Annotated in this window: 15 protein-coding genes, 1 tRNA gene and 1 pseudogene; 14 read left to right on the forward strand and 3 right to left on the reverse strand. The window is 72.1% G+C overall.

The genetic code is table 11. From position 1 onward, the window contains the following. Nucleotides 1-79 precede the first annotated feature (79 nt). From OG766_RS19720 to OG766_RS19750, 7 genes are all read left to right on the forward strand, one after another. Entirely contained in the window at nucleotides 80-1600 is a 1521-nt protein-coding gene (locus tag OG766_RS19720; protein WP_328725893.1) for a class I SAM-dependent methyltransferase, read from the forward strand. 476 nt (nucleotides 1601-2076) lie between these two features. Then, nucleotides 2077-2274, forward strand: coding sequence for a hypothetical protein (locus OG766_RS19725; protein WP_266381132.1), 198 nt, complete (start codon nucleotides 2077-2079; stop codon nucleotides 2272-2274). Nucleotides 2275-2510: 236 nt separating this feature from the next. Further along, nucleotides 2511-5375 (forward strand): type I DNA topoisomerase, encoded by a 2865-nt coding sequence (gene topA / locus OG766_RS19730; RefSeq protein WP_266381133.1) that lies wholly within the window; start codon nucleotides 2511-2513, stop codon nucleotides 5373-5375. A 206-nt stretch (nucleotides 5376-5581) separates the two neighbouring features. Continuing rightward, nucleotides 5582-8785, forward strand: coding sequence for a dTMP kinase (gene tmk / locus OG766_RS19735; RefSeq protein WP_266381134.1), 3204 nt, complete (start codon nucleotides 5582-5584; stop codon nucleotides 8783-8785). 160 nt (nucleotides 8786-8945) lie between these two features. After that, nucleotides 8946-10151 (forward strand): DNA polymerase III subunit delta', encoded by a 1206-nt coding sequence (locus OG766_RS19740; RefSeq protein WP_266381135.1) that lies wholly within the window; start codon nucleotides 8946-8948, stop codon nucleotides 10149-10151. A 74-nt stretch (nucleotides 10152-10225) separates the two neighbouring features. Continuing rightward, nucleotides 10226-11794: an alpha/beta hydrolase gene (locus OG766_RS19745; protein ID WP_266381136.1), complete on the forward strand. Its 1569-nt coding sequence runs from the start codon at nucleotides 10226-10228 to the stop codon at nucleotides 11792-11794. A 154-nt stretch (nucleotides 11795-11948) separates the two neighbouring features. Continuing rightward, nucleotides 11949-12022 (forward strand) — tRNA-Thr (locus OG766_RS19750). A 142-nt stretch (nucleotides 12023-12164) separates the two neighbouring features. Here the strand turns inward: OG766_RS19750 and OG766_RS19755 are convergent. Further along, nucleotides 12165-12467: a hypothetical protein gene (locus tag OG766_RS19755; protein ID WP_328725894.1), complete on the reverse strand. Its 303-nt coding sequence runs from the start codon at nucleotides 12465-12467 to the stop codon at nucleotides 12165-12167. Between the two features lie 465 nt (nucleotides 12468-12932). On the opposite strand from OG766_RS19755, the gene OG766_RS19760 reads away from it, so the two are divergent. The 5 genes and pseudogenes from OG766_RS19760 to OG766_RS19780 all read left to right on the forward strand — a co-directional run bounded on the left by OG766_RS19760 (nucleotide 12933) and on the right by OG766_RS19780 (nucleotide 18988). Beyond that, complete coding sequence (locus tag OG766_RS19760) at nucleotides 12933-13142, forward strand: hypothetical protein (protein WP_266381138.1); 210 nt, start codon at nucleotides 12933-12935, stop codon at nucleotides 13140-13142. A 123-nt stretch (nucleotides 13143-13265) separates the two neighbouring features. Further along, a complete protein-coding gene (locus OG766_RS19765) occupies nucleotides 13266-13643 on the forward strand; it encodes a nuclear transport factor 2 family protein (protein WP_266381139.1) in 378 nt (125 codons plus the stop codon). A gap of 369 nt (nucleotides 13644-14012) precedes the next feature. Then, nucleotides 14013-17087, forward strand: a complete 3075-nt coding sequence (locus OG766_RS19770) for an AfsR/SARP family transcriptional regulator (protein WP_266381140.1) — start codon at nucleotides 14013-14015, stop codon at nucleotides 17085-17087. Between the two features lie 87 nt (nucleotides 17088-17174). Then, nucleotides 17175-17668, forward strand: a pseudogene (locus OG766_RS19775) (SigE family RNA polymerase sigma factor). 60 nt (nucleotides 17669-17728) lie between these two features. Next, entirely contained in the window at nucleotides 17729-18988 is a 1260-nt protein-coding gene (locus tag OG766_RS19780) for a hypothetical protein (RefSeq protein WP_328725895.1), read from the forward strand. Between the two features lie 8 nt (nucleotides 18989-18996). Here OG766_RS19780 and OG766_RS19785 read toward each other — a convergent pair whose 3' ends face one another. Together OG766_RS19785 and OG766_RS19790 are read right to left on the reverse strand one after the other, a co-directional pair. Next, nucleotides 18997-20691: a bifunctional 3'-5' exonuclease/DNA polymerase gene (locus tag OG766_RS19785; protein ID WP_328725896.1), complete on the reverse strand. Its 1695-nt coding sequence runs from the start codon at nucleotides 20689-20691 to the stop codon at nucleotides 18997-18999. 117 nt (nucleotides 20692-20808) lie between these two features. Then, on the reverse strand, nucleotides 20809-21366 hold the full coding sequence (locus OG766_RS19790) for a sugar O-acetyltransferase (RefSeq protein ID WP_266381144.1): 558 nt from the start codon (nucleotides 21364-21366) through the stop codon (nucleotides 20809-20811). 198 nt (nucleotides 21367-21564) lie between these two features. Between OG766_RS19790 and OG766_RS19795 the strand changes: the two genes are divergently transcribed. Next, nucleotides 21565-22710: a DUF2786 domain-containing protein gene (locus tag OG766_RS19795; RefSeq protein ID WP_423247070.1), complete on the forward strand. Its 1146-nt coding sequence runs from the start codon at nucleotides 21565-21567 to the stop codon at nucleotides 22708-22710. 106 nt (nucleotides 22711-22816) lie between these two features. Next, nucleotides 22817-22981, forward strand: coding sequence for a 50S ribosomal protein L33 (gene rpmG, locus OG766_RS19800; protein ID WP_266381145.1), 165 nt, complete (start codon nucleotides 22817-22819; stop codon nucleotides 22979-22981). Nucleotides 22982-22990 lie beyond the last annotated feature (9 nt).

The raw sequence follows: 22990 nt of genomic DNA on the forward strand, positions 1-22990 counted from the left end.
GGGGTTCCCCGTCATCCCGGGACGGCGGTGCGCGTGGCAGCGGGCGCGGAGGCGGTGGCCCCCGGGTGAGAATGGGCGGGTGAGTACGACCAGCCTGGCCGCAGGCCTCCCCGTCCCTGATCAGTCAGCCCGGCTCCGCGACGCCCTGCTCGCCGCCGAATTCACCGTCGACGGGCTGCTCGATCTGCTCGGTGCGCCTGCCTACGCGGCTCTCGCCCGCAGCGAGACCGTCCCGGCCCTGCGCGCCACCCGGGGGGACTCCCCGCTGGAGACGCTCGTACGCCTCTTCCTGCTGCGGGGGACGGTGCCGCCCGAGCGCGCCCGGGCCGCGCTGCCGCTGGACGAGGCGCTCGCCGACGGCTGGGTGGCCGCGGCGGGCGACGGCATCCGGGCCACGGTGGACATCCGTCCGTACGGCGGCCCCGAGGGCCAGGACTGGTTCATCGTCTCCGACCTGGGCTGTGCGGTCGGTGGAGCCGGCGGCGCGAGCGGCCATGACGAGGGCGTCGTGCTCGGCGTCGGAGGCGCGTCCACCACACTCGCCGGGATCACCGTCCGGACGCCCGTGGCGTCCGCCCTCGATCTCGGTACCGGCTCCGGTATCCAGGCCCTGCACGCCACCCAGCACGCCACCCGGGTCACGGCCACCGACCTCAACCCCCGCGCGCTGGTGTTCACCCGCCTCACGCTCGCCCTGTCCGGTGCTCCCGAAGCGGATCTGCGTGAGGGCTCGCTGTTCGCGCCGGTCGAGTCCGAGACGTACGACCTGATCGTGTCGAACCCCCCGTTCGTCATCTCACCCGGCGCGCGACTCACGTACCGGGACGGCGGGATGGGCGGGGACGATCTGTGCCGCTCGCTCGTTCAGCAGTCCGGGGAGCAGCTGAACGAAGGGGGGTTCGCGCAGTTCCTCGCCAACTGGCAGCACGTGGAAGGCGAGGACTGGCAGGAGCGGGTGCGCTCCTGGGTGCCGCGCGGCTGCGATGCCTGGATCGTGCAGCGCGAGGTGCAGGACGTGACGCAGTACGCCGAGCTCTGGCTCAGGGACAGCGGTGACCACCGCACCGCTCCCGAGGAGTACGCGGCGCGGTACGACGCGTGGCTGGACGAGTTCGAGGAGCGCCGGACCAGGGCGGTCGGCTTCGGCTGGATCACGCTGCGGAAAGCCGCGGCGGGGCAGCAGCCGTCGATCGTCGTCGAGGAGTGGCCGCACCCTGTCGAGCAGCCTCTCGGCGAGACCGTGCGGGCCCACTTCGCGCGGCAGGACTATCTGCGCACCCACGACGACGCGGCGCTGCTCGCCGACCACTTCGTGCTCGCCGACGCGGTGGTGCAGGAGCAGGTCGGGCCTCCCGGCGCGGAGGACCCCGAGCATGTCGTGCTGCGCCAGAACCGGGGCATGCTGCGTGCCACGAAGGTGGACACGGTCGGCGCCGGCTTCGCGGGCGTCTGCGACGGCACGCTGAACGCCGGGCGGATCCTCGACGCCATCGCCCAGCTCGTCGGCGAGGACCCGGTCATGCTGCGGGACCGTACGCCGGGCGCGATCAGGGTCCTGGTCCAGGAGGGCTTCCTGGAACCGGTTCCGCAGAGCGACTGAGCGGACGTCCCGGCGCGGGCCCCTGCCCTGGCCGTGCCCTGCCCCGGCGCCCCTGCCCCCGGCCGGGGCACGGCACGCGCCTGGAACCGGGCGATGGGCACGTACCGGGAACCGGTCATCGTTTCCGTACGGAACCGGCCATGGTTCGCACGGGGGTGCGGCCCGCCCGGCCGGTGCCGGTGCCGGAGCCGATGCAGCGGCAGTCCGCGCCGGACCGGACGCCTGTGAAGTTCCGCGGGCCGCCACGTCGGCACCGTCACCGCCGTCGTGCGGAGCCGTCCCCGGAGAATCCCCGTCCCCGCAAATCCGCTCCGGCGGACCTTCCCCGGAAGCCGTTCCTCCGGAAGTCGCCCGGACCGGCGCCGGGCGGGTGAACCCGAGTCGCGTTCACGCGAAGTTCGCGTGGGCGACGCCAGGAGGTGTCAGCCTCGGCCCCGGGGGCATCCCGGGTTCAGGCCGAGGAGTGGGAGACGCGCATGGAGAGCGGTCCGGCGATCTTCGCGGGAACGGCGTTCGCGCTGTTCGGAGTCGCACTGCTGGTGTGGACCGGAGCGCGGGTGCTGCATCGCGCACCGGTCGCGCACGGCGTGAATCCCGCCACGGCCGCGACCCTCACCACGATCTTCGGGGTGGTGTTCCTCGTCCTCGGTGTCTGGTGTTTCAGCCGCCTCTGAGTCCCCTCCCGGCCAGGGGCCCTCTGCTGCATCCTGACGACCGCCATGGGAGTCCGGGCGGCAGGAATGCCCGGAGTCGGGTTACCGTTCGAGTGGCCGTTGCGGGCTTTTGCCGTTTGACACGGGGGCGGGTTGTACCGTCACACTCCGCAGCGACAGCACGTGCAGTACGGCCGTACGCCGTACGTTGTACGCCGTACGAGCCCACCGAGCGTCGACCGGAGAGAAGAGCGAAGTTGTCCCCGACCAGCGAGACCGCACAGGGCGGCCGCCGACTCGTCATCGTCGAGTCGCCTGCCAAGGCGAAGACGATCAAGGGCTATCTCGGCCCAGGCTACGTCGTCGAGGCGAGCGTCGGACACATCCGCGACCTCCCGAACGGTGCCGCCGAGGTCCCCGAGAAGTACACCGGCGAGGTCCGGCGCCTCGGTGTGGACGTCGAGCGCGACTTCCAGCCGATCTACGTCGTCAACGCCGACAAGAAGGCGCAGGTCAGGAAGCTCAAGGAGCAGCTCGCCGAGTCCGACGAGCTCTACCTCGCCACTGATGAGGACCGCGAGGGCGAGGCCATCGCGTGGCACCTCCTCGAGGTCCTCAAGCCCAAGGTCCCGGTCAAGCGGATGGTCTTCCACGAGATCACCAAGTCCGCCATCCAGGAAGCCGTCGCCAATCCGCGCGAGCTGAACAAGCGGATGGTCGACGCCCAGGAGACCCGTCGCATCCTCGACCGCCTCTACGGCTACGAGGTCTCGCCGGTCCTCTGGAAGAAGGTCATGCCCCGGCTGTCCGCGGGCCGTGTCCAGTCCGTGGCCACCCGCCTCGTCGTCGAGCGCGAGCGCGAGCGCATCGCCTTCCGCTCCGCCGAGTACTGGGACCTGACCGGCACGTTCTCCACCGGCCGCACCGGTGACGCGTCCGACCCGGCCGCCTTCACCGCCCGGCTGACCACGGTCGACGGACAGCGCGTGGCCCAGGGCCGCGACTTCGGCTCGGACGGCCGGCTCAAGTCCGCCCAGGTGCTCCACCTCGACGAGGCCAACGCGCGTGCGCTCAAGGCCGCGCTGGAGAACGCGGCGTTCGCGGTCCGGTCGGTCGAGTCGAAGCCGTACCGCCGCTCGCCGTACGCCCCGTTCCGTACGACGACCCTCCAGCAGGAGGCCTCGCGCAAGCTCGGCTTCGGGGCCAAGGCCACGATGCAGGTCGCGCAGAAGCTGTACGAGAACGGCTTCATCACCTATATGCGTACGGACTCGACCACGCTCTCCGACACCGCCGTCGCGGCGGCCCGGGCGCAGGTCACCCAGCTGTACGGCGGCGACTACCTGCCGGAGAAGCCGCGCACGTACGCCGGAAAGGTCAAGAACGCGCAGGAGGCGCACGAGGCGATCCGCCCCTCGGGTGATCGCTTCCGTACGCCGGCCGAGACCGGACTGACCGGCGACCAGTTCCGTCTCTACGAGCTGATCTGGAAGCGGACCGTCGCCTCCCAGATGAAGGACGCGGTCGGGAACTCCGTCACCGTCAAGATCGGCGGCACCGGCTCCGACGGCAGGGACGCCGAGTTCTCCGCCTCCGGCAAGACGATCACCTTCCATGGCTTCATGAAGGCGTACGTCGAGGGCGCCGACGACCCGAACGCCGAGCTCGACGACCGCGAGCGCCGGCTGCCGCAGGTTTCCGAGGGCGACCGGCTCACGGCCGAGGAGATCACCGCGGACGGGCACGCCACCAAGCCCCCGGCCCGCTACACCGAGGCCAGCCTGGTCAAGGAGCTGGAAGAGCGCGAGATCGGCCGCCCGTCGACGTACGCGTCGATCATCGGCACGATCCTGGACCGCGGTTACGTCTTCAAGAAGGGCACGGCACTCGTCCCGTCGTTCCTGTCCTTCGCCGTGGTCAACCTGCTGGAGAAGCACTTCGGCCGGCTCGTCGACTACGACTTCACCGCCAGAATGGAGGACGACCTCGACCGCATCGCACGCGGCGAGGCCCAGGCGGTGCCGTGGCTGAAGCGCTTCTACTTCGGTGAGGGCACGGGCGGAGGCGGTGCGGCCGAGGCCGGGAACGGCGACGGCGACCACCTCGGCGGCCTCAAGGAGCTCGTCACCGACCTCGGCGCGATCGACGCCCGCGAGATCTCGTCCTTCCCGGTCGGCAACGGCGTCATGCTCCGCGTCGGCCGCTACGGCCCGTACGTGGAGCGCGGCGAGAAGGACTCGGAGAGCCACCAGCGCGCCGACGTCCCCGCCGACCTCGCACCGGACGAGCTGACCGTCGAGCTCGCGGAGGAGCTGCTGGCCAAGCCGAGCGGCGACTTCGAGCTGGGCAAGGACCCGCAGACGGGCCACGAGATCGTCGCCAAGGACGGCCGCTACGGACCGTACGTCACCGAGATCCTCCCCGAGGGCACCCCGAAGACCGGCAAGAACGCGGTGAAACCGCGGACCGCCTCCCTCTTCAAGTCGATGTCCGTGGACACGGTGACGCTGGAGGACGCGCTCAGGCTGATGTCGCTGCCGCGCGTCGTCGGCAAGGACGCCGAGGGCGTCGAGATCACCGCGCAGAACGGCCGCTACGGCCCGTACCTGAAGAAGGGCACCGACTCGCGCTCGCTGGAGGCCGAGGAGCAGCTCTTCGCGATCACGCTGGACGAGGCACTGGCGATCTACGCCCAGCCGAAGCAGCGTGGCCGGGCCGCGGCCAAGCCGCCGCTGAAGGAGCTCGGCACGGACCCCGTGAGCGAGCGTCCGGTCGTGGTGAAGGACGGCCGCTTCGGTCCGTACGTCACCGACGGCGAGACGAACGCGACCCTGCGGACCGGCGACAGCGTGGAGGACATCACGCCTGAGCGCGGTTACGAGCTGCTCGCCGAGAAGCGTGCCAAGGGTCCGGCGAAGAAGACCGCCAAGAAGGCCCCCGCGAAGAAGACGGCGGCCAAGAAGACGGCGGCGAAGAAGACGACGACCGCCAAGAAGACCGCCGCGAAGAAGACGACCGCCACGAAGTCGGCGGCGAAGAAGACGTCGGCGACGACGTCCGCGGCCACGAAGAAGACCGCGTCGGCGCGGGCTTCGGCGAAGACGTCGTCCTCGGACGAGTAGCAGGACCTGTTCCGGGCGAGTAGCGGGATCCGGTCCCGGACGGACCGCAGGACCCGTTCCGGAACGAGGAGCAGGGCTTTTCCTGTGTGAGGGGCATCCGTGGACCATCCATGGGTGCCCCTTCGCATGCTCCCGTCGCTGCTCCCGCCGCCCGTTTGTTCGGACTGGGCCTCCGAGGAGCAATGTCCTCCGGATAGGCTGGGCGGATGACGCGAGCCGAGCAGCCAACGGCCCAGAGCCCCACCTCTGACCCCGACGCACGTGCCGCAGACGCACTGATCGTGGACTCACGCGAGCGCGCCGTACGGTCGCTGCTGCGCGTACCCGCGCTGCGCAGACTGTGGAGTGCACAACTCGTCGGCGGCATCGGTGATGCCCTCGCGCTGCTGGTGCTGGTGCTGCTGGCACTTCAGACGGCAGTGGCCGAGGGGGCGTTCGGCGGGGGGTATCGCGGTGCCGCCTTCGCCGTTGCCGCCGTCTTCGGCGCCCGGTTCCTCGCGACGCTGCTCTTCGGGGCCGTGCTCCTGGGCCCGCTCACCTCGCTCACGGCGCCCAGCGGCCCCCTCGACCGCCGGTGGACGATGATCGGGGCGGACGGCGTCCGTATCGCCCTGCTCGTGATCGCCCCGCTGTGGATCGACTGGACGCCGGGCGACGCCGTCGCGTATCTGCTGGCCACCGCCTTCGTCATCGGCGTCGCCGAACGGTTCTGGACCGTCGCCCGGGAGAGCGCGGCGCCCGCGCTGCTGCCCCCGCCCCCGCTCGAGGGCGCGGCCGTACGCCCGCTGCCCGACCACCAGGACGCGCTGCGCCGACTCTCCCTGCGTACCGCGTTCGTGGCCGTCCCGGCCGGCGCCGCGGCCCTGCTCGTCGCCACGCTGATCGGCAATCTGCTCGGCACCGGCATCGAGTGGTTCTCACTGCACCAGGCCGCGCTCGGGTCGTACGTCGCGGCAGGGCTCTTCGCCGCGTCGCTGTCCGTCCTGTCCGCCGTCGAACTTCCGGACGCACAGACCCCGCGCCCCCGCTCCCCGTTGGAGGGCCTGCGCCGTCCGGCCACGGGCAGCGGCCTCGACAAGGGGCGTACCGGCGCGGTCCCGCTGCTGGTCCTGGCCTGCGCCGCGATCGCCGGAGCCATCGCCTCCGCAGTGGCGGTCGCCGTACTGCACACGCGTGACCTGGGCGGCGGCCCGGTCGCCTTCGCCCTGCTCGTCCTCGCTCTGACCGGCGGTACGGGGCTGGGCATCCGCGCCGCGAAGGGTGTGCTGCCCGCGCTGTCGCGCCGGCGGCTGCTCGCGATCGCCATCGCCGTCACCGGCATCGCGCTGCTGACGCTCGGGCTCGTACCGGACACGGCGACGGTCCTCTTCCTCGCGGTCCTCGCGGGCGGAGCGGCCGGTGTCGCCGCGCACACCGGGCACGCGCTGATCGACCTGGAGACCGAGGAGTACCGCCGACCGCGGATCACCGAGCATCTGCAGGCCGTCGTCCGGGTCGCCATCGGGCTCGGCGCGGTCGGCGCTCCGCTGCTCGCCGCCGCCATCGGCCCGCACCGCCTCGCCAGCGGCGACTTCGTCTTCGCACACGGCGGCGCCGCGTTCACGCTGATGCTGGTCGGCGCGCTGCTGCTGCCCGTGGCCGTGATCGTCCTCGCCAAGACCGACGACCGTTCCGGCGTGCCGCTGCGGCGCGACCTGGCCGACGCGGTGCGCCGCGGCGCCGACCCGGCGCAGGCACCCTCGGCGACCGGCTTCTTCATCGCCGTCGAGGGCGGCGACGGCGCCGGGAAGTCCACGCAGGTGGACGCGCTCGCGGAGTGGATCCGCGCCAAGGGCCACGAGGTCGTCGTCACCCGTGAGCCGGGTGCCACCCCCGTCGGCAAGCGGCTCCGTTCCATCCTGCTCGACGTCTCGTCGGGCGGGCTCTCGAACCGTGCGGAGGCGCTGCTGTACGCCGCCGACCGGGCCGAGCACGTCGACACCGTCGTCCGCCCGGCGCTGGAGCGCGGCGCGATCGTCATCTCCGACCGCTACATCGACTCGTCGGTGGCCTACCAGGGCGCGGGCCGCGATCTGTCCCCGACCGAGATCGCCCGAATCTCGCGCTGGGCGACGGACGGACTGGTTCCGCATCTGACGGTGCTGCTGGACGTCTCCCCGGAGACCGCGCGCGAGCGCTTCACGGAGGCGCCCGACCGGCTGGAGTCGGAGCCGGCGGAGTTCCACCAGCGGGTACGGGCCGGATTCCTGACCCTGGCTGCCGCCGACCCGGGCCGCTATCTGGTGGTCGACGCAGGCCAGGAACCGGAGTCCGTGACCACGGTCGTACGGCACCGGCTCGATCAGGTGCTTCCGCTCTCCGAGGCCGAGGTGAAGGCCCAGGAGGAGGCGCGGAAGGCCGCCGCGGAGGAGGCCCGCCGCAAGGCCGAGGAGGAGGCCGCGCGCAAGGCCGAGGAGGAGCGCCTGGAGCGCGAGCGCCAGGAACAGCTCGCCAAGCTGCGTGCCGAGGAGGAGGAGCGCAAGCGCCGCGAGCTGGAGGAAGCGCGCCGCCAGGAGGCCGAGCGGCAGGCTGAGGAGGCCAGGCAGCGGGCCGAGGAGGCGCGGCTGCTGGCCGAGGAGGAACGCCGCCGGCGCGAGGCGGAGGAGAAGGCCCTCCGGGAGGAAGCGGAACGCCGTCGTCGGCAGGCCGAGGAAGAGGCTCGGCTCCGGGCCGAGGCTGAGGAGCGCCGCGTCGAGAAGCAGCGCAAGGCCGAGGAGGCCCTGCTGCGGGCCGAGGAGGCGCGCCGCGCCGCCGAGTCGGCGGCCGCCGCCGCGGCGGCCGTGTCGGCCGCGGAGACGACCGTGTCCACCCCGGTGGCCGGAGCGAACGATGTGACGCAGACGGTGGAGACGCCGCGACCGCGCGTCGGCATGACCAAGCAGGACGAGACGAAGCAGGACGAGGAGACGACGGTTCTACCGCAGGTCCCGGAGGGGACCACGGACGCCGCGCGGGACCGGGCTTCGGAGCCGGCACAGGGCGAGCGACCGGGGGCCGCCGCCGCGGACGAGACCGCGGTGCTTCCGCCGGTGCGGGACGAGCGGCGAGGAGCTGCCGCCGCCGATGAGACCGCGGTGCTTCCGCCGGTGCGGGACGAGCGGCGAGGAGCTGCCGCCGCCGATGAGACGGCGGTCCTCCCGCCCGTGCGGGACGAGCGTCCCGCCGACCGGGTGCCCGAGGGCATCTTCCGGGACGAGCGGCCCGCGAACTCGGACGAGCGCACGCGCGAGCTGCCACAGGTCGACGAGCAGGGCCGTCCGCGCCGCCGGTCCGACTGGGCGGAGGAGACCCCGCTCGACGATCTCCCGACCCTGGCGGACGAACTGCTCGGCCCGCACGAGGACGACGACGAGCGGTACCGGAGGCGTTAGCCGGGCGCTGGCCCTACGGCGCGGCCCTACGGCGCGGTGCGTCGTCGGGGCGGGCGGGTTGTCCACAGGCGGCGGGGGCTGTCGGACCCCTGCTCCACAATGGGAACCCGGTGCAACACCTTCGTAGCCTCGTACGACGTCGGAAGGCGGTGGCGGCAGCATGGCCGTGTGGGACGACCTGGTCGGGCAGGACCGCGTCCAGGAGCAGCTCGCCGCCGCTGCCCGGGACGCCGACGCGCTCGTCACCGCTGTCGCGGCGGGTGAGCAGTCGCCGCCCGTGTCCAAGATGACGCACGCCTGGCTGTTCACCGGCCCGCCCGGCTCCGGGCGCTCCACCGCGGCACGGGCGTTCGCGGCGGCCCTGCAGTGCACCAGCCCGGACCGCGCGATGGGTGGTGCGCCGGGCTGCGGATTCTGCGACGGCTGCCACACCAGCCTGGTCGGTACGCACGCCGACGTCGAGGTCGTGCGCACGGACCTGCTCTCCATCGGTGTGAAGGAGACCCGCGACCTGGTGCGGCGCGCCCAGCTGTCGCCCGCGGTCGGCCGCTGGCAGGTCATCGTCCTGGAGGACGCCGACCGCCTCACGGAGGGCGCGGGCAACGTCCTGCTGAAGGCCGTCGAGGAGCCCGCCCCGCGCACGGTCTGGCTGCTGTGCGCGCCCTCCCTGGAGGACGTGCTGCCCACGATCCGCTCCCGCTGCCGGCACCTCTCACTCCGCACCCCGCCCGTCGCCTCCGTCGCGGACGTGCTGATGAGACGGGACGGGATCGAGCCCGAGGTGGCCGCGTCCGCCGCCCGCGCGACCCAGGGGCACATCGGCCGGGCACGCCGGCTCGCCACGGACGAGGCGGCCCGTGCCCGCCGTGCCACCGTCCTCAAGCTCCCGCTGCGCGTCGAGGACGTCGGCGGCGGCCTCAGGGCCGCCCAGGAGCTGGTCGACGCGGCCGCGGAGGACGCCAAGCAGGTCGCGGAGGAGGTCGACACCAAAGAGACCGAGGATCTCAAGGCCGCCCTGGGCGCGGTGGCGGGTGGCCGGATGCCGCGCGGCACGGCAGGGGCGATGAAGGAGCTGGAGGACAGACAGAAGCGCCGCAGGACGCGCACCCAGCGGGACAGTCTCGACCTCGCGCTCACCGACCTGACCGGGTTCTACCGCGATGTGCTGGCGCTGCAGCTCGGCTCCCGGGTCGCCCTCGCGAACGAGGACGTACGGGACGCGCTGGACCGGGTGGCCCGCGGTTCCAGCCCGGAGGGGACCCTGCGCCGGATAGAGGCGGTCCTGGCCTGCCGTGAGGCCCTGGACGCGAACGTGGCGCCGCTGCTGGCGGTGGAGGCGATGACCATGGCGCTCCGTACGGGCTGACCCACCCCTGTGCTCGAATCACCCATACGGGTGCGAAGGGGCACGATACGGCTCCCGGCGGATAGGCTCCCAGGATGGACAACAGGCAGTTCCTCAGGACCTCCGCCATCGCGTTCGCCACAGCCCTGGGGCTGCTTGTCTCCGGCTGCAGCGGCAGCAGTTCGACGTCGGAGGCGTCCGAACCCTCGGGTTCGTCGTCGGTCCCGGGAGCGGCCGCGCCCTCGCCGGTGTCGACGGCCGAGATGAAGCCGTACTACACGCAGAAGCTGAGCTGGCGGAGCTGCGGCGCGCCCGGCTTCCAGTGCGCCACCCTCAAGGCGCCGCTGGACTATGCGAAGCCGGACGGGCCCTCGATCAAGCTGGCCGTGGCGCGGGTGAAGGCCACCGGGCCGGGCAAGCGGATCGGCTCGCTCCAGGTGAATCCCGGAGGGCCGGGCGGCTCTGCCGTCGGCTACCTCCAGGGGTACGCGGGCGTCGGCTATCCCTCCCCCGTCCGGGCCCGGTACGACATGGTGGCCATCGACCCGCGCGGAGTGGCCCGCAGCGAACCCGTCGAGTGTCTCAACGGGAAGGCCATGGACGCGTACACACAGAGCGACCAGACCCCCGACGACGAGGCCGAGATCAGCAAACTGAGCACGGCCTTCAAGGGCTTCGCGACAGGCTGCAAGAAGCGGTCCGCCACGGTCCTCCCGCATGTCTCGACGGTCGAGGCGGCCCGGGACATGGACATCCTGCGGGCCGTGCTGGGCGACGAGAAGCTGTCGTACGTCGGGGCGTCGTACGGCACCTTCCTCGGTGCGACCTACGCCGAGCTGTTCCCGGACCGGGTCGGCCGGCTCGTGCTCGACGGAGCCATGGACCCCGCCCTCCCCGCGCGCCAGATGAACCGCGACCAGACCGCGGGATTCGAGACGGCGTTCAAGTCCTTCGCCACCGACTGTGTGAAGCGCACGGACTGCCCGCTGGGCACCGCGTCGCCGGCGGACGCCGCGAACCGGATGAAGGACTTCTTCGCCAAGGTGGACGCCGACCCCGTCCCGACCGGCGAGAGCCGTGACCTCACCGAGTCGCTGGCCACGACGGGTGTCATCGCCGCGATGTACGACGAGGCCGCCTGGCCCCAGCTCCGCGAGGGCCTCACCCAGGCCATGAACGGTGACGGCGCCGGACTGCTCGCGCTGTCCGACACCTACTACGAGCGCGAGAGCGACGGCTCGTACTCGAATCTGATGTCCGCCTACTCCGCCGTCAGCTGCCTCGACCTGCCGCCCGCCTTCGCCACCCCCGGCGAGGTCTCCGCATCCACCGCCGACTTCGAGAAGGCCTCCCCGGTCTTCGGCAAGGGCTTCGCCTGGGCCTCCCTGAGCTGCGCCTACTGGCCGACCCCGGCCACCGGATCCCCCCACCGCATCGAGGCGAAGGGAGCGGCCCCGATCCTGGTCGTCGGCACCACGCGTGACCCGGCCACCCCCTACAAGTGGGCCCAGGCCCTCGCCGGCCAGCTCGACTCGGGGACCTTGCTCACCTACGACGGCGACGGTCACACGGCCTACGGACGCGGCAGCGACTGCATCGACACGGCGATCAACACCTACCTCCTGGAGGGCACGCCGCCCTCGTCGGGCAAGCGCTGCAAGTAGCCGCGACGGCAGCCCCTCCGCCCCTCACCGCCGACCCGGCCCACCCCGTCGGGGTGATCACCGGGGCGGTCAGGGGCACCCCGAACAACCCTGTAGACTTAGCGCCGCTGCTGATGCGAGCCTGCTCCTGCCGGAACGGCTCTATCGGCAGCATGCCGCCTTAGCTCAGTTGGCCAGAGCAACGCACTCGTAATGCGTAGGTCTCGGGTTCGAATCCCGAAGGCGGCTCAGAAAGTGCAGGTCAGTGCACACGAAGGCCCTCCGTAAGAGACTACGGAGGGCCTTTTACGTTGCCGAGGGGAACATCCTGGGAACGCGCGGCGCCCCGTATTCAACCCTTCGGGAATCGCAAGGTTGTTTGTCCGGAATGTTATGTGAACGGGAAAGCCTCTGGGCCCATGAAGGCGAGAGCTGCTCCTACGGAGCCGAGGGCTGTGAGCATGACGGCCGTGAACCGTCCTGGCTTCCACTTCATGAAGAATGCCGTGACGAGGAGGATGGCGGAACCGGCGCAGGCGGCGAGATGGACGAGCCATGCCTTCTCTGCGTTGTCCTGGATGAGAAGCTGGTACGGAGCAACCGCCAGGATGAGGGCGATGACTCCCCATTCTTCGCCACCGAGGACTCTCTTTTGCCCAGTGTCTTCCGCTTCCGTGGTGTCTACGATACTCATCTCCCTTTTCCTGTAGGGGCGTTCAGTCACTGGTGATCAATGGTGAGGGACGCTGGCAGCAGGGTGCGGGTTGCCCCGACGGTGGCACTGGCGCACAGGTCAACAAGGCACTGGCCCCGCCCACAGATTGGAGCCGGAAGCACCGAGCGCGCCGAGTGGAAGCCTGCACCCGTTCTGACCTGCCGCGTTCCCTGGGATCAGGCCATGTTGATCAAGATCGTGATGGTCATGCGCTGATTCGTCATGCGTAGGTCTCGGGTTCGAAGCCCGAAGGCGGCTCTTTCGAGGCCCAGCCCGGACACTGTCTGAGCTGGGCTTTCTCGTTTGAGAGGACGTGGCGGAGGCGCGGGGCGCGCGGCCGGGCAGGCGTACTTCCGGCGCCATGCGGTCGAGCTGCACGTGCGCTTGATCGGTCTTTGCCGTGGCCCGGCTGCGATCACTGCGAATCGGGAGCACCTTGGAGGCATGGCGCCGCCCATCGTTGTGCATCGGCCGTCGCCCTCCGGCGGTCGGCGGGTCACCGTGCGTGGAGAGATCCTCGGCCTCGCGCACGATGACCGGGAGGTCATCGAGTTTCTGCGGCGTGCCGGCCTGCCGGACGCCTGGGATCTTCTCGACGATCCGAACTGGGTCGAGTGGCGGGGTGGGCACGCGCATCAGTGGGACGCTGCCTGACCCGCAGGCGAGGGGCATCGGGTCAGCGTCGCGGGTGAGGCGCGTCGAAGGGCGTACCCCCGTAGGTGCCCGGTGCCGTTCGACTCCCCACCGTGTGGGGGAGCGGGCTGTCAGGATGTCCGGATGGAGCCTTCGGAGATCGTGCGCAGCCTGTGGGACCGCATGCAGGAGAGGGACTGGGCCGGGGTCGGTGAGTTGCTCGCCGAGGACGTGGTGGTCGAGTGGCCGGTCAGCGGGGAGCGGATCGTGGGCCGTGACAACTACGTGAGCATCAACGCGGAGTACCCGGAGGGCTGGTCGATCCGGGTGCTACGAGTCGTCGCGGACGGCGGGACGGTGGTGTCCGAGGTGGAGGTGCCGCACGAGGCGATGGGCGTGCACCGGGTGGCGTCGTTCTGGACGGTCCGGGAAGGGAAGATCGTCGAGGGGCGGGAGTACTGGAGCGAGCTGGGTTCGGACCCGTCGCCGCAGTGGCGCGCCGCTTACGTCCAGAAGGTCTGACCCGTAGCCCCCCGAGTCGGGGGTCCTGCGTCCCAACACCCGGGGAAGTCCGCCCGGTCACCCTGTCGTTCTTCGTGGGGCTGTGGAGGCTGTGGGGGTCGCCGCAATGGCGCGCCGCCGACACGGTTCAGACACGATCCGCGAAGCCCCCGGACGACGGCCGGGCGGCCGGAAGCAGCAGACGAAAGCCCCGGTCACTCGCGCGTGACCAGGGCTTTCTCTGTCTCCGAATCCGGCGTGGCGGTGACACTCCCCCGAGTGTGGCCATCCACGCCGAGCACCGTCTCACCGGATCCGACGAGGAGATACAAACAGCCTTCACCAACACATCGCTAACATGTGGCCAACGGTCAGCGCAGGAGGAAGGCAATGCGGTTCGGCCTGCTCGGTCCGCTGACCGTGCACGACGCCGCGGGCGAGATCCGCACGGTGGGCAGCGCGAAGCTTCGTGCGCTGCTCGGCACGCTGCTGCTGCGCGCCAATCGCGTCGTACCCGTGGACGCCCTGAAAGATGCGCTCTGGGGCGAAGAACTTCCCGCCTCCGCCCACGCCTCCCTGCACAACCATGTCACCCGGCTGCGGCGACTGCTGGCCGAGGAGGGCCGGCTGCGGTCCGTGGCGCCCGGCTATGTGCTGCGGGTGGAGCCGGGCGAACTGGACATCGAGTCCTTCGAGCGGCACATCGGCACGGCACGCGCCGCGTACATCCGTGCCGTCGGCCGTGCCGCCGGCCGCGCCCCGCGCCCCGACCCCGCGTCGGCATCGGCGCCGGCGTCCGTACGCAACGAACCAGGCGCGGTACGGAACCAACCAGGCGCGCTAGGGGACGAATCGGACGACGGGCGCGACGACTGGGAGACCGTCGTCGACAGCTCCCGCGCGGCGCTCGACCTGTGGCGCGGCGACCCGCTCGACGGGCTGTACGACCCCGAGGACGGCATTCCGGCTGCGGTGCGCCGCCTGCGCGAGTCGTGGCTGCTGCTCCTGGAGTGGCGGTACGACGCGTTCCTGCAGCTCGGCCGGCCCGACGGCCTGGAGCCGGAACTCGCCGCGCTGACCGCGCAGTTCCCGTTGCGTGAGGTGTTCCACCGGCAGCTGATGCTCGTACTGCACCGCACCGGGCGGCAGGCCGAGGCGCTGGCCACCTACCAGTCGCTGCGCCGCAGGCTCGTCGAAGAGCTCGGCATCGAACCGGGGCCCTCGGTCCGACAGGCGCACCAGGAAGTTCTCCAGGACCCGCGGTCGCCCGGAGACCTTCCGCCCGAGACCCCCGCCTCCCACTCCGCCGCTCACACCGCACCCGCACCCGCGCCCCACACCGCCCCCGCCCAGCTCCCGCCCGCCCCCGCGCACTTCACCGGACGCGAAGCGGTCGTCGCCGACCTGCGCTCCGTCCTCCTCGCCGGCCCCGCCCACCCCGCCGTCGCCGTCGTCAGCGGCATGGCCGGTGTCGGCAAGAGCGCCCTCGCCCTCCACGTCGCGCACAGCCTCCGCGACCGGTTCCCCGACGGACAGCTCCATCTGCATCTGCACGGCGCCACCCCGGGCATGACCCCGGTCGCGCCCTGCCAATCGCTCAACGCCCTCCTGCGGGATCTCGGGATCTCGCCGCGCGCCATCCCGGAACACCCGGACGCGGCCGCCGCGCTGCTGCGTTCCACGCTCGCGCCCACCCGCACCCTGCTGGTCCTCGACGACGCCGCGTCGGCCGCGCAGGTACGGCCGTTGCTGCCCGCCGGTACGGGCTGCGCCGTCATCGTCACCAGCCGCTCCCCGCTGACCGCGCTCGACGGCGCCGCGCGCTTCGCCCTGGGCCCGCTGAGCGTCCAGGACAGTGCCGCGCTGCTGCGCGCCGTGTCCGGCCGCGACGGCCAAGGGCCCGACAGCACCGACGACATGGACGGGCTCGCCGAGCTGTGCGGCCGGCTGCCCCTCGCGCTCCGTATCGCCGCCGCCCGGCTCGCCGCCCGCCGCGCCCTCACCCCCGCCGCCCTCGTGGGTCTCCTCGCCGCCGAGGCCGGCCGGCTCGACCACCTCGAATACGACGACCTGAGCGTGCGCCGTTCCCTGTCCGTCGCGCACGACGCCCTCGACCCCGACGCCGCCCTCGCCCTTCGCAGACTGGGCGTGGTCGACCTTCCGGAGTACGACGCGGCGCTGGTCGCGCAGCTGATGGCGTCCGACGCGTCACAGCCCGCCGCGGACGAACGCCGCGCGGTGGCCGCGCTGGAACGGCTCGTCGACGTCGCGCTGCTCGACGAGGTCGCGTACGGCCGCTTCGTACCGCACGACCTGGTACGGGACTTCGCGCGCGAGCTCGCCGTACGGCTGGACGACGAGGACGAGCGCACGGCCACGGCCGAACGCGCCCTGCGCTGGTACGGGGAGTCCGCCCGGCAGGCGGGGCTGGCCCTGGTCCCCGCCCATCTGGCGGGCAACCGGGTGCCGCCGCCGATCGGCGAGGCCCCGTCCTTCGCCGGCGAGGCCGAGGCGCTCGCCTGGGGCGACCGCGAGCTGCCGGGACTCGTCGCGCTGGCCCAGACGTACGCGCCGAAGTCGCGCACGGCGCTACGGGTCATCCGCGCCGCGCTCCCGTATCTCCAGCGGCGCGGACGCCTCCAGGAGCTCGGCGTCCTCAACGAGGTGGCGCTGGACGCCGCGCGGGAGGCCGGCGATCCCGAGGCCGAGGCGCACGCGCTGACCGATCTCGCCGGAGTGCACTTCATGCGCGGCCACAGCGAGCGCTCGCTCGCGCTCAACGACGAGGCCATCAGCCTGTGGCGCGGACTGGGCGAGGACAGCTGGGTCCAGCGGGGGCTCGCCAACCGGGGCATGCTGCTGGAACGTCTCGAACGGTACGAGGAAGCCGCCCTCGCACTGGAGGAGTCGCTCGCCTGCGCCCACCGCCTCGGCGACGACTACGGGGAAGGGATCATCCTCAGCCACCTCGGCAATCTCCACGAGCACACCGACGCCCGTCTCGCCATCAGCTGCCACGAGCGAAGCCTCGCCGTCGGCGTCCGGCTCGGCAGTTCACTGCTGCGGCACACCGCCCACTGCAACATCGGCTACGCCCGCCTCACCCTCGGCGAGCCGGCCCTCGCCCTGGGCCACTTCGAGGAGTGCCTGGCCATCATCGGCGACGGCGACGAGGGCGACTGGCAGTCCCAGTCCCAGTCCCGGATCGGTCTCGTCCGCGCCCTGCGGGTCCTGGGACGCGGCGCCGCCGCCCTCCGCGAATGCACCCTCGTCCTGGAGCGCGCCGTGTCCCGCGGCGACGAGTTCACCGAGGGGCTGGCACGTCATGAACACGGGCTGCTGCTGAGCGCGGAGGGCCGTACCGACGAGGCGCTCGACGAGTGGCGCCGCGCGTACGCCTCCCTCGACGGGACGGACGCCAAGGCCCTCTCCGAGCTCCGTGAGCTCCTCGGCGAATCCGCCTGAACATTTGCGCAGGTCCATCGCGTCAATGGGGTGAAGGCCAGGAGAGGGGCAAGGGTGGGGACGAGAAGATCCCGGACGGACGAGTTCATGGAGTTCGCGACCGGCCGCACGGGACATCTGTACCGATCCGCGTGCCTGCTCACGAGCGGGGACACCCATCTCGCAGAGGACCTGGTGCAGGAGACGCTCGGGCGGATGTACGGCCTGTGGGGCCGGATCTCCCGGATCGACAACCCCGCGGCGTACGCCCAGACCGTCCTCGTCCGCACCTTCCTCACCCAGCAGCGCAGGCGCTCCTCCACCGAACGCCCGCTGAGCGAACTGCCGGACGTCCCCGCACCGCACAACGGTGGCCTCGACGACGCGGCACTGCGCCTCGCACTCCTCCAGGCCCTGGTGAGCCGGCGCCGAAGGACCGGGCGGTCGTCGTGCTGCGGTACTGGGAGGACCGCAGCGTCGAGGAGACCGCCTCGGCCATGAACGTCAGCTCGGCCGCCGTACGCACGCGGTGCAGTCGCGCCCTCGCCCAACTGCGCGCACAGCTGGGCGGAAGTCTCGCCGAACTGATCGTCGCCCACTGAACGGGTCTCGCGACCGTACGACCTCCTCCTGGCACCTCGACCACGAACGGCGGATTCACCATGCCCTTTGAAGACGAGCTGAGTGAGGCGCTCCGACGCACCGGTGACGCCTTCGAGCCCGACCGCACCGAGCTGACCGTCGGCGGCCTCGTCCGCGGTCGCCGACGGCTGCTCCGCCGCCGCGTCTCCGCGACGGCCGGGGGACTGCTGGCACTCGCCGCGGCCGTGCCGCTGACGGGCATCGGCGACGGGCTCCTCGACGGCCCCGAAGCGGTGTCGGTGGGCGAGCAGAAGCCCACGCCGCTGCCCGTGCGCATCCTCCGCCCGGAGGACTTCCCGGAACCTCAGGCTCCCGACCCCAAGAAGTACTTCAGGGCCTCCGCCTCCCAGATGCTCAAGATCCTCGAGATCTCGCTCCCGGACGGAAAGCTGAGCGGGCAGCGCGGCACGAGCAATTTCGGATCGTTCGGTGAGCCGGCGAAGGCGTCCCTGGTGTACGACGACGGCTTCGGCGGGGGCATGGTGTCCATCGCCGTGAGCCGGATCGACGCGAAGGACAAGAAGTACCGCAAGCTCGTCACCTGCCCGGACAAGAAGACGACTCCGTACGAGAAGTGCAGTGACGAGACCGATGTCCGGCGGCCCGAGTGGGACCCCACGGGTCACATGATGCTGCTGGGGTACGAGGACCCGAAGCGCACCGACGGCGTGAAGCAGTGGAAGTCCGTCGGTGTCTACCAGGAGGGCTATCTCGTCGAGGTGACGGAGACCAATGCCCCGGCCGAGGGCGCGGCGCCCTCCCGGGCGAAGCCGCCGCTGACGGAGATGCAGCTGTCCAATCTGACGCTGTACGTGCAGTCGGCGTTCAACCAGTTCGGCGGGCTCGCCGGAGAGTTCTTCGCCGAACCGAAGGACATCGGCGGCAGCAACGCCGTCATGGACCTGCTTCCCACGCTGCTGCCCAAGGGCATGCAGTCCCGCGGAAGGGGAGGGCTCGGCAACGACGGGTACTCCATCGTCTGGGACGGCAAGGCCAAGACCCACCTGCGCGCGACCATCCAGGGCGGGGTGAAGGGACTGCCCGGCGACGTCTCGGTCCTTCCGGACGGCACCGAGGTGGTGACCTCGCAGAAGGCGGGCAAGGCGAAGGGCGCCGTCGAGTGGACGGTCGACAGCCTCCACCCGAACGGCATGCGCGTCACCGTCACCGCGTACAACTCCGAGTACCCCCACCGCGAACCGGTGCGTGACGAGCCCGCTTTCACGATGGAGCAGTTGCGGGCGCTCGCGACGGACAAGGCGTGGACCACGCTCAAGTAGCGCGAGCGTCACTTCGCGTCGGAGTACCGCTCCACCACCGCCGTCGTGAACGGGAACCGCACCGGAGTCTCACCGAAGGCGATCCGTCCGGCCAGCTCACCGGCCGAGCGGATCGCCCGCACCACGTCGTCGGCCTCGTCGGCCGGGCAGTGCACGATCACCTCGTCGTGCTGGAAGAAGACGAGCTCCGCGCGCATGTCGGCGGTGGCCCTGCGGAGTGCGGCGAGCATCAGCAGCGCCCAGTCCGCGGCGCTGCCCTGGACGACGAAGTTACGGGTGAACCGGCCGCGGGCCCGTGCGTCCGTCGAGGCGTAGCCCGGGGAGAACTCGCCCCGGCCTTCCAACGCGGGGCCCTCGCCTGGGGCCTCCTGCGGGATGCCGGCCTCGTCGTCGTCCCCGCCACCGGCCGCCCGCGGGCTGGTGCGGCCCAGCCAGGTGCGCACGAGGCGGCCCTCCTCGCCGGCGCGGGCCGCGTCGTCCACGTACGCCACGGCGAGGGGGAAACGGCGGCGCAACGCGGCGAGGTTCTTCAGGCCGTCGCCGCTGGTCTGGCCGTAGATGGCGCCGAGCAGCGCGATCTTGGCGTGATCGCGGTCGCCGGAGAACGCCCGGTCCGACAGCCGGGTGTACAGATCGCCGTCGTGGCCCGCGACCTCCATCAGTCCGGGATCGCGGGAGATGGCGGCGAGGACGCGCGGCTCCATCTGGTCCGCGTCGGCGACGACGAGCCGCCAGCCGTCGTCCGCGACGACCGCACGCCGGATCACCTTCGGGATCTGCAGCGCCCCGCCGCCGTTGGTGGTCCAGCGGCCGGAGACGGTGCCGCCGGGCAGATACTCCGGCCGGAAGCGGCCCTCACGCACCCAGTCCTGGAGCCAGCCCCAGCCGTGGGCCGTCCAGATCCGGTACAGCTTCTTGTACGCGATCAGCGGCCGCACCGCCGGATGGTCGATCTCCTCCAGCTCCCAGCGCCGGGTCGACCTCACCTTGATGCCGGCCTGCGCGAACGCCTTCACCACGTCCGTCGGCAGATCCGGGCGCACCCGCCGCCCGAACGCCGTCGAGACCTCGTCCGCCAGTTCGGCGAGGCGGCGCGGCTCGCCACCGCCCGCGTACCGCTCGCCGAGCAGCTCGTGCAGCACCTCCCGGTGGACGTCGGCCCGCCAGGGCAGGCCCACCCGGTTCATCTCCGCGGCCACCAGCATCCCCGCCGACTCGGCCGCGGTCAGCAGCCGCATGCGGCCGGGATGCTCGGTGCCCTCGTGTCTTCGCTGCTGGTCGGCGTAGACCGCGAGCAGGCCCTCGAACGGCACGGACACGGGCTCCGGCTCGAACAGCGACGACTGCGAACCCGGCTCGGCGGCGCGCGGCGGCGGATCGGGCGGCACCGGCGCCTGCCGGAGCCGGGCCCAGGCGGCCGCCGCGGACCGCGGCTCGCCGAGCCGCCCCTCGTGCCCGAGCAGCAGCAGCTCCGCGTCCTCGACGTCGTAACACCGCTCGACGCGCACCCCGGCCGCGAGCAGCCGCGGATAGATCTCCGCCGTGGACCGCCACACCCACCGGCCGACCTCGGGCCGCGACCGCACCGCCCCGACGAGATCCCCCTCCCGCCGCACCTCCCCGGCGGGCAGTCCTTCCGGCCCGAGGGGCACGAGCAACGCCCCGCCGCCCTCGACCGGGGCCAGGGCCCACCGTTCGCTCATGGTTGCGAGTGTGGCACCCACCACTGACAACACCGGCGTGGACGTGTGCGGCCGGCGGTGACGTGTCCTGCGTGCTCCACGCCTCCTGCGCCGCCGCATCGAACGTCACCGTCGCGCTCACGTCAGCGTGCGGACCACCCTCGCCGGGTTGCCCACCGCCAGCACCCCCGCGGGCAGGTCCTTGGTGACCACGGCCCCCGCCCCGACCACCGTGTCGTCCCCGATCGTCACGCCCGGGCAGACGATGACGCCCCCACCGAGCCACACGTTGTCCCCCATCGTGATCGGGTCCCCCTTCTCCCAGCCCTCGCGGCGGCGTCGCGCGTCCAGTTCGTGGGAGGCGGTGAGCAGTTGGACGTTCGGCCCGATCTGGCAGTCCGCGCCGATCGTGATGGGGGCGATGTCGAGGAAGACCGCCCCGAAGTTGACGAACGTTCCCGCGCCGATGCGGATGTGGCTCCCGAAGTCGCACTGGAACGGTGGCCGGATGCGGACGTCCGCGCCGACCGAGCCGAGGAGCTCGGCCAGGATTCCGGCCCGGTCGGCGGACGCGGCACCGCCGTTCGCGTTGTACGCCGCGCAGAGCGCGAAGCGGCGCTCGCTGTCGGCGGCGAGTTCGGGGTCGTCGGGGAGGTACCAGTCTCCCGCCAGCATGCGCTGCTTGTTCTCACCCATGTCCGTCACCGTACGGCCCGCCGGCCGGGCATCGGCGTGATTCCCGCGACCATCGCGACCACCGCGACCACCGTGAGCAGCGCGCACCCGCCGGCCTCCGGGCAGGCGTGGCGCGGCGCGCGGAGCCGTGGGGCGTTCCGGGGCAGGCGTGGCCCTGGCTCCGCGGCGGCCGGGCGGGCTGGCGTAGGCTCGATCGGCGTGAACGTGGTGGAGCGTGCGCTCGGCGGGGCGCTGTACGCCGATGACGACGACGCGCTCGACACCGGCGCCTCACTGCTGGCCGCCGCCCCTGACGCCGACGCGGAACTCGTCAGGCGCGGCGAGGAGTTCGTACGCCGGGCCTGGGAGCGCGGCTGGCAGCCGGCCGATGTCGTGCGGCTCGTCCGCCGCGACCTCGACGAGAGCCATGTGGAGCTGGTCGCGGACCTGGTCGCCGGTGAGACCCGGCGATACGGGAAGGACCTGCCGCCGCGCTGGGAGACGCAGCTCGCCGAGCTGCCGAGCGGGGGCGGGAAGCGGCCCAGTGACCGGTTCTCGTACGCGACGGCGGTGCTGGAGCTGTACCGGCTGCTCGTACGGCTGCCCGCGATCGAGCCGGTCGGCCCGGTGCCGGGAACGCCCGTGCACCGGCAGCCCGCCGCGCGGCACGGCGAGCCGCGCATGCTCACCCGGATCCGCGCACTCCTCGCCAAGGCGGAGGCCACCGGCTTCCCGGAGGAGGCGGAGGCGCTCACCGCGAAGGCGCAGGAACTGATGGCCAGGCACAGCATCGACGAGGCGGTGCTGGCCGCCCGCGCCCACCGCAAGGACGTGCCCGGCGCCTGCCGCATCGGTGTCGACGCGCCGTACGAGACGGCCAAGGCGATCCTGCTCGACGCGGTCGCCTCGGCGAACCGCTGCCGGGCGGTCTGGAACAGCGACCTCGGCTTCTCCACCGTGGTCGGCTTCGAGGCCGACCTGGACGCGGTCGAGCTGCTGCACACCTCGCTGCTGGTGCAGGGCACCGCGGCGATGACCCGCGCGGAGGCGTCCCAGCGCGCGGGCGGACGCAAGCGGACGAAGACCTTCCGCCAGTCCTTCCTGCTGGCGTACGCCCATCGCATCGGCGACCGCCTCGCCCGGGCGACGTCCCACGCGGCGGAGGAGGCGGCCGGCGGGGACCTCCTGCCCGTCCTCGCCGCCCGCGACGTCGCCGTCACGGACCACACGGACCGTCTCTTCCCTGCCACGGTCCGCACCCGTGTCCGAGGCGCCACGGACGAGGCCGGCTGGCACGACGGCACGACGGCGGCCGACACGGCCCACATGCCCTCGCACCGCCCGCCGGACGCCCTCCCGGACTAGCCACCGGACCGATGCGTCAGCCGCCCGCACCGGCCCCCGCCGAGTGTGCGGGCAACGTCACACGCCCATTTTGGGAATGGGGGCCATTTCCATTTGTTATCCCCACATGGCTCACAACGAACTGCGTCCGATCGTCAAGCTCCGCTCCACCGCGGGGACCGGCTATACCTACGTGACACGCAAGAACCGCCGCAACGACCCCGACCGCATGGCGCTGCGCAAGTACGACCCAGTCGCCGGCCGGCACGTCGGCTTCCGCGAGGAGCGCTGACGGAAGATA

Source organism: Streptomyces sp. NBC_00259 (assembly GCF_036181745.1).
Classification (GTDB): domain Bacteria; phylum Actinomycetota; class Actinomycetes; order Streptomycetales; family Streptomycetaceae; genus Streptomyces; species Streptomyces pratisoli.